This window comes from Pseudoruegeria sp. SHC-113 (assembly GCF_025376885.1).
Lineage (GTDB): Bacteria > Pseudomonadota > Alphaproteobacteria > Rhodobacterales > Rhodobacteraceae > Pseudoruegeria.
This window is the reverse complement of record NZ_JAHUBR010000001.1, coordinates 212,575-230,029: the sequence shown is the minus strand read 5'-3', so window position 1 is coordinate 230,029 and position 17,455 is coordinate 212,575. Positions and strand designations below refer to the sequence as shown.

17 protein-coding genes are annotated in these 17,455 nt (G+C 65.7%); 6 read left to right on the top strand and 11 right to left on the bottom strand.

Going from position 1 to position 17,455, the window contains the following annotated elements:
• Nucleotides 1-19 precede the first annotated feature (19 nt).
• Nucleotides 20-913, bottom strand: coding sequence for an SDR family NAD(P)-dependent oxidoreductase (locus tag KVX96_RS01125; protein ID WP_261192085.1), 894 nt, complete (start codon nt 911-913; stop codon nt 20-22).
• Nucleotides 914-962: 49 nt separating this feature from the next.
• Complete coding sequence (locus tag KVX96_RS01120; protein ID WP_261192084.1) at nt 963-2,126, bottom strand: enolase C-terminal domain-like protein; 1,164 nt, start codon at nt 2,124-2,126, stop codon at nt 963-965.
• Nucleotides 2,127-2,270: 144 nt separating this feature from the next.
• On the opposite strand from KVX96_RS01120, the gene KVX96_RS01115 reads away from it, so the two are divergent.
• Together KVX96_RS01115 and KVX96_RS01110 are read left to right on the top strand one after the other, a co-directional pair.
• Complete coding sequence (locus tag KVX96_RS01115) at nt 2,271-3,914, top strand: SMP-30/gluconolactonase/LRE family protein (protein WP_261192083.1); 1,644 nt, start codon at nt 2,271-2,273, stop codon at nt 3,912-3,914.
• Nucleotides 3,904-4,773, top strand: a complete 870-nt coding sequence (locus KVX96_RS01110; RefSeq protein WP_261192082.1) for an SMP-30/gluconolactonase/LRE family protein — start codon at nt 3,904-3,906, stop codon at nt 4,771-4,773. The genes KVX96_RS01115 and KVX96_RS01110 overlap by 11 nt, the downstream gene beginning before the upstream one ends.
• A gap of 111 nt (nt 4,774-4,884) precedes the next feature.
• On the opposite strand, the gene KVX96_RS01105 is transcribed toward KVX96_RS01110, so the two are convergent.
• The 9 genes from KVX96_RS01105 to KVX96_RS01065 are packed head-to-tail and all read right to left on the bottom strand — an operon-like array spanning nt 4,885 to nt 13,457.
• Nucleotides 4,885-5,727 (bottom strand): fumarylacetoacetate hydrolase family protein, encoded by an 843-nt coding sequence (locus KVX96_RS01105; protein WP_261192081.1) that lies wholly within the window; start codon nt 5,725-5,727, stop codon nt 4,885-4,887.
• The gene (locus KVX96_RS01100; RefSeq protein ID WP_261192080.1) at nt 5,724-6,668 is read right to left on the bottom strand and encodes a dihydrodipicolinate synthase family protein; all 945 of its coding nucleotides are present in this window, start codon (nt 6,666-6,668) and stop codon (nt 5,724-5,726) included. The genes KVX96_RS01105 and KVX96_RS01100 overlap by 4 nt, the downstream gene beginning before the upstream one ends.
• Nucleotides 6,665-6,997 carry an L-rhamnose mutarotase gene (locus KVX96_RS01095; RefSeq protein WP_261192079.1) on the bottom strand — a complete coding sequence of 111 codons (333 nt, stop codon included), beginning with the start codon at nt 6,995-6,997 and terminating at the stop codon, nt 6,665-6,667. Before KVX96_RS01095 ends, KVX96_RS01100 begins: the two co-directional genes overlap by 4 nt.
• A complete protein-coding gene (locus KVX96_RS01090) occupies nt 6,994-8,157 on the bottom strand; it encodes an enolase C-terminal domain-like protein (RefSeq protein WP_261192078.1) in 1,164 nt (387 codons plus the stop codon). Before KVX96_RS01090 ends, KVX96_RS01095 begins: the two co-directional genes overlap by 4 nt.
• On the bottom strand, nt 8,157-9,224 hold the full coding sequence (locus KVX96_RS01085; RefSeq protein WP_261192077.1) for an ABC transporter ATP-binding protein: 1,068 nt from the start codon (nt 9,222-9,224) through the stop codon (nt 8,157-8,159). Before KVX96_RS01085 ends, KVX96_RS01090 begins: the two co-directional genes overlap by 1 nt.
• 4 nt (nt 9,225-9,228) lie before the next feature.
• Nucleotides 9,229-10,380 (bottom strand): enolase C-terminal domain-like protein, encoded by a 1,152-nt coding sequence (locus tag KVX96_RS01080; protein ID WP_261192076.1) that lies wholly within the window; start codon nt 10,378-10,380, stop codon nt 9,229-9,231.
• Nucleotides 10,377-11,234 carry a carbohydrate ABC transporter permease gene (locus KVX96_RS01075; protein ID WP_261192075.1) on the bottom strand — a complete coding sequence of 286 codons (858 nt, stop codon included), beginning with the start codon at nt 11,232-11,234 and terminating at the stop codon, nt 10,377-10,379. Before KVX96_RS01075 ends, KVX96_RS01080 begins: the two co-directional genes overlap by 4 nt.
• Nucleotides 11,231-12,082, bottom strand: a complete 852-nt coding sequence (locus KVX96_RS01070; protein WP_261192074.1) for a carbohydrate ABC transporter permease — start codon at nt 12,080-12,082, stop codon at nt 11,231-11,233. Before KVX96_RS01070 ends, KVX96_RS01075 begins: the two co-directional genes overlap by 4 nt.
• A gap of 58 nt (nt 12,083-12,140) precedes the next feature.
• A complete protein-coding gene (locus tag KVX96_RS01065; RefSeq protein WP_261192073.1) occupies nt 12,141-13,457 on the bottom strand; it encodes an ABC transporter substrate-binding protein in 1,317 nt (438 codons plus the stop codon).
• 225 nt (nt 13,458-13,682) lie between these two features.
• On the opposite strand from KVX96_RS01065, the gene KVX96_RS01060 reads away from it, so the two are divergent.
• The 4 genes from KVX96_RS01060 to KVX96_RS01045 are packed head-to-tail and all read left to right on the top strand — an operon-like array spanning nt 13,683 to nt 17,423.
• Entirely contained in the window at nt 13,683-14,678 is a 996-nt protein-coding gene (locus KVX96_RS01060) for a LacI family DNA-binding transcriptional regulator (protein ID WP_261192072.1), read from the top strand.
• 43 nt (nt 14,679-14,721) lie between these two features.
• Nucleotides 14,722-15,774 carry a Gfo/Idh/MocA family protein gene (locus tag KVX96_RS01055; protein WP_261192071.1) on the top strand — a complete coding sequence of 351 codons (1,053 nt, stop codon included), beginning with the start codon at nt 14,722-14,724 and terminating at the stop codon, nt 15,772-15,774.
• A 6-nt stretch (nt 15,775-15,780) separates the two neighbouring features.
• Entirely contained in the window at nt 15,781-16,509 is a 729-nt protein-coding gene (locus KVX96_RS01050; RefSeq protein ID WP_261192070.1) for an SDR family NAD(P)-dependent oxidoreductase, read from the top strand.
• Nucleotides 16,506-17,423: an amidohydrolase family protein gene (locus KVX96_RS01045; RefSeq protein WP_261192069.1), complete on the top strand. Its 918-nt coding sequence runs from the start codon at nt 16,506-16,508 to the stop codon at nt 17,421-17,423. Before KVX96_RS01050 ends, KVX96_RS01045 begins: the two co-directional genes overlap by 4 nt.
• The last annotated feature ends 32 nt before the right edge of the window (nt 17,424-17,455 follow it).

Genomic DNA, 17,455 nt, shown 5'->3' with positions numbered 1-17,455 from the left:
CTCCTCCGTTGCAAGATGATCAGCGTTCTGCCGCCTGAGGCGGCGCTGTGAGGCCCTCGCTTTCGGGAAGGACCAGTTCGGGGCGGTTTTGCCCGCCCGCATTGGGTATGTGGCTGCCGCCGGTGGCGTAGATCGTCGCCCCGGTGGTGAACCCGTTGCCTGGGCTCAGCAGGAACAGCGCAAGCTCTGTCAGATCCTCGGGCTGGCCAGCGCGGCCCACCGGGTTGGCCCCGGCCTGCAGCGCGGCCCAAGCCGCCGGATCGCTGCGGCGAAAGGCGTTGCGGTCGGTCTCCACAAGGCCGGGGGCGATGTTGTTGATCAGCACGCCCTGCCCCGCGGCCTGCACCGCGAGGTTCTCCACGAGGTTCTTCATCGCCGCCTTGGTGAGCGAGTAGATCGGCATCTCCGCCGCCGGGGAGACCTCCTGAATGGAGCCCACGGTGAGCACGCGCCCATAGCCGTCGCGCGCCATGTCGGGCAGGCAGGCCTGCAGCATTTCGATGTTGGACAGGATGTTGATGCGGAGCTGTTCCTCGACCTCCGCAATACTCTGGCGCAGGAAGGGCAGGTGGTACTGGATCGAGGCCGAGAGCACGAGCGTGTCGATCCCGCCCAGCGCCGCATGGGCCTTGGCGGCAAGCGAGGCACCGCCGCCCGGCTGCATCAGATCCTGCTCAACGGCCACAGCAGTCGCGCCGCCAGCGCGCAAGTCCGCCACAAGTGCCTCCGCCGCGCTGGCCTTGCCGATCTTGCTGTCGGCCTGTGCGCTGAAATTCACCGCAACACTCGCGCCTTCCGCCGCGAGGGCCCGGCAGATCGCAGCGGCGATGCCCCGGCTGCCACCTGTCACCAGCGCACGGCGGCCGGCGAAACGTCCCTTGGAGACTTGCGCGCGTGGGGTCTCGGCTGTCATCGGCTCTTGCCCTTCTGTGGCGTGGCTGGGGGGACTTTGTGAGGGGGCGTCACGCATCGGGGCCAGCCCCTGCCATTCCGGCAAAGCTCAGCTTTGCCTGTGCACCCGGAGCGGCGTCGTGCAGCAACGAAGCATTGAACTGGGCAAGCCCGTCCGGCTCCGGGATTACATGGCCCTCGGCCAAGACCTCCCGCGCGCCGCGCAGGGCGTGGAACAGGGGGCTTTCGCCGACCTGCCGCTCAAGGATGTGGAAGGCCGGAAGCGCAGCGGCCACCTGCGTGGACACGTGATCTAGCACCGGGCCAACCGGGTTGTGCAGGCTCACGGAAACCCCAGCCGCCGCCGCCATGCGCAGCATTGCCATGCCTTCCGCGACGCCTGTCTGACGCAGGTCGGGCAGCACCACATCGTGGCCGCCCGCCGCCAGAACGGCAGCCATGCCGGCGCAATCGGCCAGGGTCTCGGCCCCGGCAAGGCGCAAGCCCGCCGCATGGGCCGCCGCCCGCAGGCTGCGCTGCTCGCTGGGCGAAAACACCTCCATCCGGCAGGGCTCTTCGATCCAATAGGTGCCAATGCGGCCCAGCTCAGCCATGACCTGCCGCGCCGTGAACCCGTCAAACCGCGCGTGGCAATCCACCATCAGGAGCGCCCCGGCGGGCAAGGCCGCGCGTACGGCGGCCACGCGATCAAGCCCCAGCGCGATCAGGCCGCGCGCGTCGCTTGGGCTGGCCTCTTCGAAACGGTAGCCATCGAAAGGCGCGATCTTGATCCCGCTCGCGCCCGTCTCCCCATGCATCCGCGCCGCCTGCGCGGCAAAGCCCTCCGGGCTGCGGTCGGTGATGCCGCGATTGACGTTGGCATAGAAGGGCACAGCCTCCCGGAACGGCCCGCCAAGGCTCTGGGCCAGCGAGAGCCCTGCCGCCTCGGCCTGCAGCGAGAGCGCCGCCTGCTCCAGCGCAGAGGCCAGCGCCCGGCGTGGCGCCGCCATATCGGCCTGCCGCACCCGTGCCAGCAGATCACCGAGCCCAACAGCCGGGCGCGCGGCAAGGCTCTCGCCCAGCGCCTGCGCCAGCGCGCAGATCTCGGCCTCATGGCCGAAATGCGTGGCCTCCCCCCAGGCCATGCGGCCCGCGTCATCGCCAAGGCACAGGAAGATCCAGCACGTCTTCTCGGAGACCGGCAGAAGCTTGGCAGAGAGCGCGGTGAAGCGCATGGGCGTCCTTTCCGACTCGATTTTTGAGCCGTTAACTTTTCGTTCTACATTTTGTTCCATATTGTGAGAGTTTATGTCAACAGATTCTTTATTGCTCCCAGATTTCAGCTTGAGATGCCCCCGCCAACCGCCTAGTGTCACCCCATGACAGAGACAGACCCGCTCCCTTCCCCAGAGACCTCCGGCAAGGAAAACGTGCCCGGCGCGCAGGCGCTGATGCGCGGGCTCGATGTGCTGATGGCCATCGGCACCGCGCCCGCACCGCTGCGCTTTGGCGAGTTGCAGGCCGCCGTGGGCATCCCGAAAGGCTCGCTGCACCGGCTGTTGGCCGCGCTGCAAAGCCGCGATCTGATCCGCTACGAGGAAAACGGGCGGCGCTATGCCATCGGCAGCCGGGTGTTCGATCTTGCCCGCCGCACGATGGAGCAGAACAGCGTGATCCGCGCCGCCAAGCCCGAACTGGCGCGCATGGCCCGCGATCTGCACCGGCCCGTCTGCCTCTACGTGCAGGATGGGCAGGAGCTTTTCGTGCTGGATTTCGAAGATCCCGACGCCGCGCAGACCCGCGTTGTCCGGGTCTGGCCACGCGTGCCCGCGCAAAGCTCGGCACCGGGGCTCGCGATTGCCTCCCGTCGCCCCGGCGAAGGCAGCGAACGCGCCGCCGATCCGGCCGTGAGCCAGGCCCGCGCTTTGGGCTATGCCTTCACCGGCGGCAAGACCCCTGCCGTCGCCGCGCCGATCGTGGATGAGGCGGATTACCCCGTCGCCGCGATCTGCGTGCATTTCGACACCGGCGAAACCGGGGTGGAAACCATTCACGAGATCGGACGCAAGATTCGCGAAGCCAGCCAACGGGCTGCCGGAAACGTGGGACTGTCACACCAGAGCATGGTGATCGGCCCGCAGCCCGCCACCAGCGATCCCCGCGTGCGCGTGCTGGCCACGGGGCGCGATTTCATGGGGGAGAACCCCGTCTGGAACCCGGTGGATGGCCGGATCTGGTGGCTCGACGTCCTGGCCCCGGCGTTGCGCGCCTGCGATCCGCTCACCGAAACCACAGAACGGGTGGTTCTGCCCAATCTCACCGGCGGGCTTGCCCTGTGCCGGAGCGGCCGCTTTCTGCTCGCGGGCCAGCAGGGGATCTACCTGCTGGATCAGCCCACGGGCACGCCCCGGATGCTGTTTGACCCCGAAGAACACAAGCCCGACAACCGCTTCAACTCCGCCAGCGTGGATGCCAGTGGCCAGCTCTGGATCGGCACCATGCCGGTCGACAACTGCACCGGCAGCGGCGCGCTCTACCGGATCGGCCCCGATCTGAGCGTGCGCGTGATGCTGCCCGAGGTCGCCCTGCCCAAGAACGCCATGCTCTCACCCGACGGTGGCACGCTGTACCTGTCGGAAGGGCGCAGCCGGACGCTTTCGGCCTACCCACTGCGCGCAGACGGCAGCCTCGGCGCGCCGCGCGTGCTGGTGACGGGCACCGATGAAACCGGCGCCCCCAACGGCATCGCGGTGGATGCGAACGGCAACATCTGGGTCGCCATGCTTGGCGGTTGGGCGGTGAACTGTTACAGCCCCGACGGCGCGCTTCTGGAGAGCGTCGCCTTGCCCGTGCCCACGCCCACGGCGCTGTGCTTCGGCGGGGCGGACATGAGCAAGCTCTACGTCACCTCCACCTATCTCAGGATGCCCGGCGGCTATTCCAGCACCGCGCCGTTGGCGGGCAACCTTCTGGAAATCAGCACCGGCGTGCGCGGCATGGAGCCCCCTCAAATTGACATGTGACACCAGCTTCACCGCCCTCGCCCAGCCCCTTGCCACCACCGGCGAAAGCCCGCTCTGGGACGCCGAGCGCGGTGGGCTCTGGTGGATCGACATTCAGGCCCAGCGCCTGCTGTTCACCACGCCCGACGGCACCACCACCGCCACGCCGACTCCGGGCCAGCCGGGCTTCGTGGCCCATGCCGCAAGCGGGCGGCTTGTTGTCGGGCTGGAGTACGGGCTCTTTGCCCATGATCCGGCGAGCGGCGCGTGGGAGCAATTGTCAGACACCGAGGCCGACCGCCCCACGCTGCGCCTGAACGACGGCAAGGCGGATCGCCACGGCAGGCTCTGGTTCGGCTCGATGGACATGAGCGGCACCGGGCAGGCCAATGGCCGCCTCTACCGGCGCGACGCCGATGGCAGCGTGCATGTGATGCGCGAAGGCATTCGCGTGCCCAATGGCATCGTGCCCCTGCCCGATGACCGCCTGCTCTTCACCGATTCCCCCACCAAGGCGCTGCAGATCTGCGCGATTGATCCGCCCAGCGGTGCGCTGAGCGACTGGCAGACGGTGCTGACAACACCCCAAGCCTTCCACACCGACGGCGCGGTGCTGGATGCGGAGGGCCATATCTGGGCGGCGATGATCGGCGCGGGGGAGGTCTGGCGCTTTACGGTTGCGGGGGAGATCCTTGCCAAACTCGCCTGCCCTGTGACCCGCCCAACGATGCCCGCGCTTGGCGGCGGTTTGCTTTGGCTCACCAACCAGCGCCGGTTCCTGAATGCCGAAGCCTTGGCGCAGCAGCCACTTGCCGGGGCGCTTCTGGCCCGCGCCGAGGCCGTGCTGCCGGGGCCGGAGTGGCGCGTGGCTGGCGCTTAGGCAGACCTCAATTCCGCCGCGTCCCAGATCGAAAAAAGCCCGCACGCCGGTCTCGCCGGTGCGCGGGCTCCGAACATAAGGCGGCGCGCTTCTGGAAAGCGCGCCGTTTCCCTATCCCTGATGCACCGTCTGGGCCTGCTCGCCCAGCCCTTCGATGCCAAGGCGCATCGTGTCCCCGGCCTTCAGGTAGCGCGTCGGCTTCATGCCGAAGCCCACACCCGGCGGCGTGCCGGTGGAGATGATGTCACCCGGCTGCAGCGACATGTAGCGCGACAGGTACGAGACCACATGCGCAACGTTGAAGATCATCGTCTTGGTGGAACCGTCCTGCACACGCTCGCCGTTCAGATCGAGCCACATGCCGAGGTTGGAGGTATCGCCCACCTCGTCGCGCGTCACGAGCCACGGGCCGATGGGGCCGAAAGTGTCGGCGGATTTGCCCTTCACCCATTGGCCGCCGTGCTCCAGCTGGAAGGCACGCTCGGAGAGATCGTTGACGACGCAATAGCCGGCCACATGCTCCAGCGCCTCCGCCTCGCTCACGTCCTTGGCCACGCGGCCGATCACCACGCCCAGTTCAACCTCCCAATCGCCCTTCTCGGCCCCGCGCGGCAGGTAAACATCATCATTCGGCCCGCAGATCGCGGAGGTTGCCTTCATGAAGATCACCGGCTCTTTCGGCACCTCCATGCCGCTTTCGGCAGCATGATCAGCGTAGTTCAGGCCGATGCAGATAAATTTGCCGACGCGACCAACACAGGGGGCAATGCGCACCCCGCTTTCGATCACAGGGAGCGCCTCGGGAGAAAGGCTTTGGAGCGCCGCAATCGCTTCGGGCAGAAGCGCCGCGCCGGCAATGTCCTCGATCTCACCGGAGAGATCGCGGATGGTTCCGTCGGTGTGCTGAAGGGCCGGGCGTTCGCTGCCTTGCGGGCCTACGCGCATCAGTTTCATGTCAATTCCTTCTGTTTCTGTTTGCCGGGCACCATGCGGTCCACCATGGCCGCGATCTCGACGCGCGTCTGCGCGTCGGGGGCGACGGTGGGCGGGCGCACATGGGGCGCCTTGAAGATCTTGGCGCGCGTGAGCAGCGCCTTGTGGATGTGGTAAAAGAGATCCGCCGACTGGAAGCCGAGGCGGCTGACAGGCAGGATCCGGCTTTCCAGATGGCTGAAGGCCGCGGCCTCATCGCCCGCTTCGAGAAGCCGCCAGACGGCCATGAAATCATCCGCCTGGCTGGCGAAGGGCATGGTGCCGCGTGCGCCCCGGCGGAATTCCTCCACCAGCGTGCCACCGCCAGCCCCGCCCAGAATGGCGAGCCTGTCGCCCACCGCCGCGACCATCGCGTTGACCTGCGAAACGGTTGGCTGGGTTTCCACCTTGATCGTGTCCACGAGCGGCACGGCCTCGACGATGCGCAGCGCGAGCGCGGGCGAGATCGGGGCCTGCGGCACGTCCTGCAGGACGATGGGCAGGTTGGTTGCCGTGGCGATGCGGTCCAGATGCTGGATCACCGCGTCCGGGCCGGTCGCAAAGAAATCCGGCGGCCAGATCATCAGCCGCGTGGCCCCGGCGCGCGCGGCCTCCTCGGCCAGTTGCACGGCGACATCGGTGCCGGGGGCCGAGACATTCATGATCAGGGGCATCCGCCCCTCGATCTGATCCGCCACGGCGCGCAGCATCTCGCGGCGCTCTTCGCGGGTGAGCTTGAAGATCTCGCTGCCGATGGCGATACCGATCCCATGCACCCCGGCGCGGACCATCGCATCCACCTCGCAGCGCAGGCTGCCGTAGTCGATGCTGCCATCGTCGTTGAAGGGCGTGAGAAGGATCGGGACGATCCCAGTTAGACCCTTTGTCAGCCCTTTGTTCTGGCCATTAGGGGCGGCGGTCATGGTTTTATCTCCATCTCTGGCAGGGCGAACACTTCGGTCAGCACGTTGTGAATGGGGCGGCCCTCGGCGTCGGTCTCCATCAGGGCTTCCATCTCGCGCCACCACTTCAGCGTGACGGGGGCGGGGCTGGTGTCGTGGCTTGGGAAAGGGGCCTGCCGCTCCTGAAAGGCAAAGACGGTGGTGCCGTCGCGGAAGAGGTGGAACCGCTCGATCCCGCTGGCGCGCATCTGCGCCAGAAGCTCCGGCCAGACGGCGGCATGGGCGGCGTCGTAGCGGCTTTCCGCGCCTTCCTTCAGGCGCATCGTCCAGGCCCGGCGAAACGCGCTCATGCCGCCACCCTGTTGTCTTCGATGTAGTCCCAGATCGGCTCGTAGCCCATGCCCGGCACCTGCGGCAGGGCCACGTAGCCCTCCGCATCCATCGGATCGCAGTTGCGCTTCAGGTAGGGGTGCGGCGCGTCGTAATCGACGCCCGGGGCCAGCAGGCCCTTCTCGTACCACTCGCTGGTGTCCTCGTGGGTTGCCCCCATGACCTGCAGATTGCCCCAGCCCGCCATATGCACCTCGCAGCGCTGGCCATAGGCCTCGCAGACGATGGCCGTCTTGCGGCAGCCGGTGATGCCGCCGCGGCGGATGTCCATCCGGCTCATGTCGGAGGCACCCTGCAGGATCCATTCGGCGCGGGTGAAGACACCGCCAGCCGCGATCTCGGGGGCGAGGATCGGGATCGAGAGCTCCCGGCAGAGGCGGCGGTAGGTCTCGACGCGGTATTCGGGCATCGGATGCTCGTACCAGTAGAAATCCAGCCGCTCCAGCTCACGGCCGACTTTCACCGTCTCTTCAAAGGTGTGGTAGGTGCCCCAGACGTCATACATCAGCACCATGTCCGGCCCTACGGCCTCGCGCACGAGGTTGATCGTCTCGATGTCGGCGCGGATGTTGGAGGGGCGGCCATTGGTGGGCAGGCCGGTGTCCGGGTTCCAGAAGTAATGCGGGTGGATCTTGTAGGCCTGATAGCCTTCCGCTTTGCAGGCCAGCGCGTGCTCGGCATAGACCTCGGGCTGGCCGATGTTGGGATAGGTTGAGGCGTAGGCCGGGACCTTGTCGCGCGCGCCACCCATCAACTTGTACACCGGCAGGCCAGCGTGGCGCGCGGCCAGATCCCAGAGCGCGCAATCGATCACGCTTTGGGCCACTTCGGGGATGTTGCGCACCCACATCCATTTCCAGATCAGCTCCCGGTCGAAGGGATCGGCCCCAAGGATCATGGAGCGCACCTGCCCCTCGATCAGGCGCTGCTCGTCCGGCGTCATGCCATCCTGATCGCCATGTTTGCCGCCGCCGAAGAAGTAGCCCGTGAGCCCTTCATCGGTTTCGATGCAGGTCACCGTCTGGATCACCTTCGCGTTCTTCTTCAAACGCGCGTGGCCGATGTCCCAGCGGTCCGCATGGGTGCGGAACCGGATGACTTTGACGTCGCTGATCTTCATTACGCTTGGCTTTCGGGACGGATCGCGGCCTCGGTCTGGGCGTCAAACACATGCAGCTTGCCCGGCTCGATCTGCAGGTGGACCGTATCGCCCGGCGCGGCCGTGACGCGATCACGCGTGGTGAGCACGATGGCCCCGTCGGCGCTGCGCAGGATCAGCTGGGTTTCCGCGCCCGTGGGCTCCACCACAACGACCTTCGCGGGCAGGCCCGCATCGGCAAGGCGCAGATCCTCGGGACGGACACCAGCGATCACCTCGCGCCCGGTCTCCAGCGCCACGGGGCTTTCGCCCAACGGCGTGCCCGAGGCTGTGTGCAGCGCGGCGCCTGCGGCTTTCGCGGGCAGGAAATTCATGGCGGGGGAGCCGATGAACCCGGCCACGAAGACGCTTGCGGGGCGGTCGTAAAGCTCCAGCGGGGAGCCGATCTGCTCCACGTGGCCGCCGCGCATGACGACGATCTTGTCGGCCATCGTCATGGCTTCGATCTGATCGTGGGTCACGTAGATCGTGGTGGTTTTCAGGCGCTGGTGCAGCTCCTTGATCTCGGCGCGCATCTGCACCCGCAGCTTGGCGTCGAGGTTGGAGAGCGGCTCGTCGAACAGGAAGACTTCCGGATCCCGCACGATGGCGCGGCCCATGGCGACGCGCTGGCGTTGGCCGCCGGAGAGCTGACGCGGGTAGCGATCCAAGAGCGGCGCGAGATCGAGGATCTCGGCGGCGGCCTGCACCTTGCGGTCGATCTCGGCCTGTGGCTCCTTCGCCAGACGCAGCGAAAACGCCATATTCTTCGCCACGCTCATATGCGGGTAGAGCGCGTAGTTCTGGAACACCATGGCGATGTTGCGTTCTTTCGGCTGCAGGCGGTTGATCACCGCGCCATCCAGCGCGATCTCGCCATCCGAAATGGTTTCCAGCCCGGCGATGGAGCGCAGGAGGGTGGATTTCCCGCAGCCGGAGGGGCCGACGAGCACGGTGAATTCACCGTCCTTGATGTCGAGGTCGATCCCGTGCAGCACCTCGACGGCGCCGTAGGATTTGCGGATGTTTCTGAGTGCAACGGATCCCATCGGATCACCCTCCCTTGGATGGTTCTGGGGCGGCCTCGAAGGCGGCCGATACGAAGTGCGGCGGCGCAAAGCCGCTGATCTGGCGGGGAACGGCCACCTGGCCGTTCGCGATGTCGGCGCGCGGGGCGAGGAGGCTGTAGAGCGGAGAGCTTTCGCCCCGGTCCACGCATTCCACCCGCGCTTTGCTTTGGCAGGCGGCGGCCATGGCCAGCGCCCAGGGCTGCTCGCAGCTGTTGTGCAGGATCACTTCCGTGTCGACGGCCTCCGCCAGCGCGAGGATGCGCAGCGTTTCGGTGATGCCCCCGGCCCATGCGATGTCGGGCTGCAGCACGCCCACGGTGCCGCTGCGCAGAAGATCGGCGGCATCGGCGTAGGAGAAGGCGAAGTTGCCCAGCGCCAGCGCGATCCCCGGGTCCATCTCGCGGCGGATTTTCCTGAGGCCCTCCACATCCTGCGGCGGGATCGGATCTTCGATCCACGCCAGCGGCAGATCCTTGCAGGCCTCGGCAAAGCGCAGGGTGTAGTCGGCATCCCACGACAGGAAAGCATCGATCATGATCGGTTGGTCCGGGCCCGCTGCCTCGGCAAAGCGGCGCATCAGGGCGACGTTTTCCGCCAAGCCCTCATCGCCGGACTCCGGCCCATAGGGCGCGGCCGCCTTCAGCCCCTGCCAGCCGCCACCCGCGAAGGCCTCCGGGCGGCCGGTTGTCATGTAGACGGGCAAGGTCTCTAGCTCGGAGCCGCCCAACAAATCCACCAGCGCCTTGCCTTGCGCCTTGGCCTGCAGATCCCAGAGCGCGATGTCGAGCGCGGCCACGGCCATCATCGCGAAGCCGGAGCGATCGTTGGGCAGCAGCGAGGCCGTGGCCTGCGCATGGATCTGCGCTGCGTCCGCTGCCTCGCCCTCAAACAGGCGGGCAAGGTGGCTATTGACGATCATCTCCGTGATCTCGCCGCCATTGGTGCAGCCCCAGCCGACGAAGCCGTTGTCGGCCTCCACGCGCACGAAGGTCTTCTTCGAGGGCCACATCCAGCTGGCACGGGCCTCGGCAAACCGGGGGAACCGCGACATGGGCGAGGCCACGCGGGTGGTCTGGAGTGCCTGCTTCTGGAAGCCGCAATCCACCGCCCGCGCAGAGATCGCACGGATCTTCATCCTTTCACGGCCCCGGCCAGCAGGCCGCGCGTGAAGTAGCGCTGCCCGAAGAAGAAGACGAGCATGATCGGCAGAGCCACGATGGTAGCGGCAGCACCGACGAACTGGAACTCCAGCGTGAACAGCTCCACGAAGCTCGCCAGCCCGATTGTCACCGTCTTGTTTTCGTTGGATTCAAGCAGGATCGAGGCGAAGGCAAACTCCGACCACGCGCCCACGAAATGCCACATGGCAGCGGTGATCAGCGCGGGCGTGGCCAGCGGCAACACCACCATAACCATGCTCTGGATACGGCTCGCGCCATCCATCATCGCGCTTTCCTCCAGCTCGCGTGGGATTTCGCGCAAGGACGAGGCGATGATCCACGTCGCGAAGGGCAGACCGAAGGCGGAGTAGAGCAGCACGAGGCCGATCGGGTTGTCCTGCAGGCCGATCATGCTCATCAGGCGATAGGTCGGCAGCAGAAGGGCTGCGCCCTGAAACATCCGGCTGATCAGAAGGCCGCCAAGGATCAGATCGCGCCCCGGAAAGCTGAGCCGGGCAAAAGCGTAGCCTGCGAGCGTGCCGAAGAAGACAACGAGGATCGTCGAGGTGATCGCGATGAAGAAGCTGTTGCCGATCAGGCGCGGCCAGTCCAGCAGCTGCCCCTTCTGGTGCGTCGGGGAGAACAGCGCCTTGTAGGCTTCGAGCGAGGGCGCTTCCGGCCAGAAGGAAATCGGCAGCTGCGCCAGTTCGGCCTGCGTTTTGAACGAGGCGAGGAACAGCCAGAACACCGGGAACAGGATGTAGATCGCGATGATCAGGCCGACGCAGCTCAGGCCGAGCCAGTAGAGGGTGCGGGGAGATTCGTTCATTCGGAAGCCTCCGAGGCCCAGGAGCGGCGGTTGATGTAGAGGTAGAGACCGACGATGGAGGCGAGCATCACGAGGTTGATCACCGACATGGCCGAGGCCACGCCCCAATTGAAGAATTCGAAACTCTGCTGGTAGATATACGTCGCCATGATCTGGCTGGCGTTGGCCGGGCCACCGCCCGTCATGATCCACGGCAGGGCAAATTCGGCGGTGATCCAGATCATCGAGATCACCGTTACGGCGGTCAGCGAGAAGGCGATGTTGGGGATCACCACGAAGCGGAAGCGCTCAAAGGCCGTGGCCCCGTCCATCCGCGCGGCTTCCATCTGATCGTCCGGCACCGAGCGGATCGCGGCGCACAAGATCAGCGCCACCAGCGGCATCTTGCGCCAGATCAGCACGACGACGAGCGTCCACATCACGAGGTCCGGATCGCCAAGGAAGGAAATCGCCTCTTCCGTCAGGCCGGTGGATTCGAGCGTCTGCCCGATGATGCCCACCTGCCCGTGCAGCATCCATTTCCACGCCATGGCCGTCACCACATCGGGCAGCACCCAAGGCAGCAGGATCAGCGCACGCAGCACCGAGGTCATCTTGCTGTCCACGGCGAGGAAAGTGCCGACGCCAAGGCCGACACAGACGCACAGGAGCGTGCCGCCGAGGATCCAGATGGCGGTGTTTTTCATCACCAGCCAGAAGACCGGATCAGAGGTCAGGGCGCTGAAGTTGCTCAGCGTCCCGAAACCACGCTCCTGCCCCATGACGATCTTCGTCAGGCTGAGCGTGGCCACGTTGTAGGTGGGCCCGATGACGAACGCCAGAACGGCGACCACCACGGGCAAAATCATGAAATACGCCAGGAGGCGGTCATTCTGCATTGTCTTCGGGCCCTTTGCTTGCCGGGGATCAGCCGCGGATCAGGTCAATCTGCGTCTGAGCGGCCTTGGTTGCGTCATCGAGTGCCTGTTGCGGGGTTTTCTGCCCCAGCACGGCTTCCTGAATGGCTGTGCCAAGCGCGCTTTCGATGGCGGAGACGCCGATGAAACGCGGCATCGGAGCAGCACCCTCGAACAGCGTGCCGGCGTTGTAGGCCTCGACCCAGTTCGGCCAGACTTCCGCCAGTTCGGCGTTGTCCCATGCGGCCTTGCCTGCGGGGATTCTTGCCACTTCCGGCTGGCCACCCCAGATCTCGAGCTGCTCGTCCTGCGACCAGAAATCGAGGTATTCCACAGCCGCTTCCGGGTTCTTCGCACGGGAAGAAACCATCAGGATCGCGGTCGGATCCATGATCGCGTTCACCGGTGCAAAGCTGCCCGAGGGCGTATCCGGACGCGGCATCGGCACGCCGGTCCAGCGCACGTCTTCGTTCACACCCCAGGGCGTGTTGAGCCACGAGAGGCCAATCCACATGGCGGAGCGGCCTTGGCCGAAGAGCTGGGCGGTGTCGCGGAAGAAGGTCTCGGTGAGCGAGGTGGCCGGCGGGGTGGAGCCATCGGCGATCAGATCAACATAGAGCTGCAGCGCATCTACAACGCCCGGATCGTTGAGCGTGACCTGGCCGGTTTCCTCGTCGAAGATCCGCCCGCCATTGGCGTAGGCGATGCCTTCGAAGATGTTGATGTCCACCGGCGCGGTGGTGGCAGGGAAGGCGAGGCCCGGGCGATCCGGCTTCGTCATTGCCTTGGCGTATTCGCGCAGCTCGGACCACGTGGCCGGCGGGCGATCATACCCGGCTTCTTCCAGCGCGTCGAGGTTCACGGCAAGGAAGCTCGCCATGTCCACATAGGTCGGCAGGCCGTAGAGCTTACCCTCGTGCATGCCGGAGGCCATCACCTCGGGCACGATGCGCTCTTTCCAGCCGGGGATCTTGTCGGCGGCGATGTCGTCCAGCGGCTGCACCATGTCGAAGCCGACGAATTCCGGGATGTCCTGCCCGAAGGCGATGATCACATCGGCAAGGCGCTTCGTCTGGAAGCCCGCGAGGATCTTCTGACGGCGGATCTGGCCGTTGAAATAGGAGTAGTTCAGGTCGATGTCGGAATGGGCGGCAGAGAACGCATCGTTGCGCCCGGCCCATTGCTCCACCTCGTTCGGCGTGCCGCCGAATTTCCAGACCGAAAGCTCGCCCGAAGCGGCCTTGGCGCTGGAGAGCGGTGCGGTTGCCAAGGCACCCGCGGCGGCCGTGGTGCCAAGGAAACGGCGACGGCTGATTTGATGTTTCATAGTATCCTCCTCCCGGATGCTAGCACCGCCTCCTGCGGCGCCTGTGATCACATGATATACGAGTATCATTTGATATTGACGGACCCTAGAGGCAATGATACTCGTATGTCAATCGAAAATCTGATTGGCTTTCTCGCCCGGATACTCGACGCTCCAAAAACCCCTGCGGGGATTTGACGAGCATTTGAGAATAAGGAATTCGCCGTGTCTGGACCTGGCAAAAAAGTGACCCTGAAAGACGTTTCGAAAGCCTCCGGGCTTTCGCTGATCACCGTGTCACGCGCCCTGCGTCAGCCCGAAACCGTGCACGCGGACACGCGCGCGAAGATTCAGGCCACGATTGACGAATTGGGCTATATCCCCAACCTCGCCGCGCGCTCGCTCGTCTCCCAGCGCTCCGACATGATCGGCGTCGTCGTGCCGATCCTCGCCAGCTCGCTGTTTGCCGATTTCGCGGAAGGCGTCTCCAAGACGCTGGAGCCCCACGGGCAGCGCATGCTTCTGGCGGTGAGCAACTGGTCGCCCGAGAAGGAAGAAGAAGCGATTCGCACCTTCATCGCGCGGCAGGCCGACGGGATCATCCTCACCGGCTTCTCCCACACCGAGGCCACCCGCAAACTGCTGGAACGTTTCCCCGGCCCCGTGGTGGAAGCCTGGAACAAGCGCGACGGCGTGATCGACACCGCCGTGGGCTTCGACAACCACGCCGCCGCCGTGGAGATGACGCAATATCTGATCGGCAAGGGCTACCGGGAGATCGTGATGGTCGGCGGCTCTTCCATCAACAATGACCAGGCCGCGGACCGGACGCGCGGCTTTGTGGAAGCCATGAAGTCCGCCGGGCGCGAGGTGCGCAGCGACACGATCGTGGAGTTCGAAAACCCCGCCACCATCGAAAGCGGCGGGCCGATCCTGCAATCACTCATGGCGCGCCCGCGCAAGCCGGACGCTGTATTCTTCCTTGCCGAACTGCCGGCGCAGGGCGCGATGCTCTGGGCGCTGTCGCATGGGATCAGCGTGCCGCAAGACGTGGCCATCGCCGGGTTCGGTGATCTCAGCCTTTCCGCCCTGCTGCCGGTGCCGATGACAACGGTCCAGATCCTTGGCCGCGACATCGGCGAACAGGCCGCCACCAAAACGCTCGCCCGCCTGCAAGGGGCGGAGTCCGACCACGCGGTTCTGGATGTGGGCTACACATTGAAACTCAGGAGCAGCACATGACGGCTCAGACCGATTTCGCCCCCACAGATGCGGGAGCACGCGCATGGTAAAAGCGGCCATCATCGGCGCCGGGCATTTTGCCTATCGCATGCATATCCCCGTGCTCGCCGCCCGCGACGAGGTGGAGCTGGACAGTGTCTGCCGCTTGGGCGCGGAAGAGCTTGAGCTGATCCGCAAGGAATTCGGCTTCGCCTTCGCCACCGAGAACTGGCGCGACGTGCTGGAGCGCGAGATCGACATCGCCGTGATCGCCTCGCCGCATCACCTGCATTTCGAACAGGCGAAGGCCTTCCTCGAAAAGGGGTGTCACGTGCTGGTGGAAAAACCCATGTGCCTCGATCCTGCGGAAGCCTGGGAGCTGGCGCGCATCGCCGAGGCCAGCGGCAAGGAACTGCTGGTTGCTTACGGGTGGAACTACAAGCCCGGCCTTGATGAAGCCCGCGCCATGATCGCGCGTATTGGTGAGATTGAGCATGTCGTCTGCCACATGGCCTCCTTCACGCGGGGGATCTTCTCGGGCGGTGGCATGGAGCGTTGGAAACACATCGCCATTCAGCCGGACCGCTCCACATGGGAAGCGCCGGAACAGGGCGGCGGCTATGTTTATGGCCAGCTTTCCCACGCGCTCGGCATCCTCTTCTGGCTCACCGATCTGCGCGCCTCCACCGTGAGGGCGGAGACCTTCGACGCCCCCACCGCGATCGATCTGCATGACGCCGCCACGGTGGTGTTTGAGAACGGCGCGACGGGCGTGTTCTCGGGCAGCTGCGGCGTGCCGAACGGCCACGGGTTTGAAGTCGATATCCGGCTCTATGGCACCGAAGGCTCCGTGGTTCTGGACATCGAAACCCAGCGCCTCACCCTGAAACTTCCGGGTGGCGTAGTGGAAACCGCCGAAGTACCCGACGGCGCATGGACCTACAGCTGCGAAGGCCCCGCTAATCGGCTGGTGGACATCGCACTGGGTCACGGGCGCAACGAAAGCCCGGCCCATGTGGGCGCGCGCGCCGTCGAGGTGATGCACGGGATTCTGGCCTCGGCCAAACAGGGCACGCGGCACGACATCAAACCGGCATCCACTGCCGTAGCGGAGTAATCAGACATGCAACAGACAGCCATCGTCACCGGCGGCGCACAGGGCATTGGCCGGGCCGTCGCAGAGCGGCTCGTGCAAGACGGCTACCAGATCGCGATCTGGGACCGCGACGAAGCCCTCGCCGCCCAAACCGCGGCAGAGATCGGCGGGAATTCCTTCGCCTGCGGCGTGGACATCTCCGATTGGTCCAGTGTCGAGGCCGCCATGGCGCGCACCATCGCGGAAGGCGGGCCGGTCGCCGTGCTGGTGAACTCCGCCGGTGTCGCGGGCTCCAACGCGCCGCTCTCCGAGTATCCGGTGGACGAGTTCCGCCAGATCACCGAGATCAACCTGCTGGGCGCTTTCCACGTGAACCGCGCCGTGGTCCCTGCGATGATCGAGGCCAACTATGGCCGCATCGTCAACATCGCCTCGGTGGCGGGCAAGGAAGGCAACCCGAACGCCTCGGCCTATTCCGCCTCCAAGGCCGCAGTGATCGGCCTGACGAAATCGCTGGGCAAGGAGCTGGCGGGCTACGACATCGCGGTGAACTGCGTCACCCCGGCCGCCGCGCGCACGCGGATTTTCGACCAGATGAAGCAGGAGCATATCGACTACATGCTCTCCAAGATCCCGCGTGGCCGCTTCCTTGAACTGCCCGAAGCCGCCGCCATGATCGCGTGGCTCTGCTCCAAGGACAACAGCTTCACCACCGGCGCTGTCTTCGATCTGTCGGGCGGGCGGGCCACCTATTGAGCGATGCCGCGCTTGAGGGCGTCGAGATCATCGACGCCCACCACCACTTCTGGGACCTATCACGCTTTCCCTACCGCTGGCTGGCTCCCGGGAGCGGGCCGGGGAGGTTCGGGGAAAAGACCCTATTACAGCGCGATTACCTCGTTTCCGCCTATCAGGACGATTTCGCAGGCCACAATTTGACCGGCAGCGTCCATGTGCAAGCCAATTGCGGCGCGGACGATCCCGTAGCCGAAACGGCATGGCTGCAAGAGCTATCTGACGCCACGGGGGGGCCAAGCGCGGCGGTTGCCGAGGTGGATCTCTGCGCGCCAGAGGCCGCAGAGCAAATCGCGCGCAACCTTGCCTTTCCGGTGTTTCGTGGCCTCCGCACGCCCGTGGCCTATGACGCCGCCGGGCGCTGGCGGGTGGCCGATCGCGCAGGCGTTCTGGCGGAGCCCGCCTTCCGCGCAGCGCTTCCCCTTATTGAAGCCCATGGCCTGTGCCTTGAGATGGTTGTTGTCCCCGCGCAGCTTCCCGAGGTGGCCGCGCTCGCCGCCGCGTATCCGGGGCTGACCATCGTGATCAACCATTTCGCCACGCTGGAACCCGATCAGCCGGGCAATGCCAAGGATTGGTTTGCCGGGATCGACGCGCTTTCGGATACGCCCAACGTCGTTCTCAAGCTGTCCGGCCTCTGGACGGCGGATCGCGCGTGGTCCGCCCCGGTGCTCAAGCCCTACGTCGATTTCGCCCTCGCCGCGCTTGGTGCCGAGCGGATGATGTACGGCTCTAACCTGCCCGTAGAGACTGTGAACTGCCCGCTGAAGCAACAGATGGCCCAGCTTAAAACCATTCTGAGCGGCCAGCCGGACTCCACAATCCAAGCGCTGTTTTCCGGCACGGCCCGGCGCGTCTATCGGCTCGCCAAATGAAAACGGGGCCCTGAGAGGGCCCCGCTAAATCA

Excerpts from the sequence above, each read along its gene's own strand:
- KVX96_RS01100 (WP_261192080.1), bottom strand. The coding sequence starts at position 6,668 with ATGACCGCCGCCCCTAATGGCCAGAACAAAGGGCTGACAAAGGGTCTA.
- KVX96_RS01095 (WP_261192079.1), bottom strand. The coding sequence starts at position 6,997 with ATGAGCGCGTTTCGCCGGGCCTGGACGATGCGCCTGAAGGAAGGCGCG.
- KVX96_RS01125 (WP_261192085.1), bottom strand. The coding sequence starts at position 913 with ATGACAGCCGAGACCCCACGCGCGCAAGTCTCCAAGGGACGTTTCGCC.
- KVX96_RS01115 (WP_261192083.1), top strand. The coding sequence starts at position 2,271 with ATGACAGAGACAGACCCGCTCCCTTCCCCAGAGACCTCCGGCAAGGAA.
- KVX96_RS01065 (WP_261192073.1), bottom strand. The coding sequence starts at position 13,457 with ATGAAACATCAAATCAGCCGTCGCCGTTTCCTTGGCACCACGGCCGCC.
- KVX96_RS01075 (WP_261192075.1), bottom strand. The coding sequence starts at position 11,234 with ATGAACGAATCTCCCCGCACCCTCTACTGGCTCGGCCTGAGCTGCGTC.
- KVX96_RS01090 (WP_261192078.1), bottom strand. The coding sequence starts at position 8,157 with ATGAAGATCAGCGACGTCAAAGTCATCCGGTTCCGCACCCATGCGGAC.
- KVX96_RS01055 (WP_261192071.1), top strand. The coding sequence starts at position 14,722 with ATGGTAAAAGCGGCCATCATCGGCGCCGGGCATTTTGCCTATCGCATG.
- KVX96_RS01070 (WP_261192074.1), bottom strand. The coding sequence starts at position 12,082 with ATGATTTTGCCCGTGGTGGTCGCCGTTCTGGCGTTCGTCATCGGGCCC.
- KVX96_RS01080 (WP_261192076.1), bottom strand. The coding sequence starts at position 10,380 with ATGAAGATCCGTGCGATCTCTGCGCGGGCGGTGGATTGCGGCTTCCAG.
- KVX96_RS01085 (WP_261192077.1), bottom strand. The coding sequence starts at position 9,224 with ATGGGATCCGTTGCACTCAGAAACATCCGCAAATCCTACGGCGCCGTC.
- KVX96_RS01050 (WP_261192070.1), top strand. The coding sequence starts at position 15,781 with ATGCAACAGACAGCCATCGTCACCGGCGGCGCACAGGGCATTGGCCGG.
- KVX96_RS01120 (WP_261192084.1), bottom strand. The coding sequence starts at position 2,126 with ATGCGCTTCACCGCGCTCTCTGCCAAGCTTCTGCCGGTCTCCGAGAAG.
- KVX96_RS01105 (WP_261192081.1), bottom strand. The coding sequence starts at position 5,727 with ATGAAACTGATGCGCGTAGGCCCGCAAGGCAGCGAACGCCCGGCCCTT.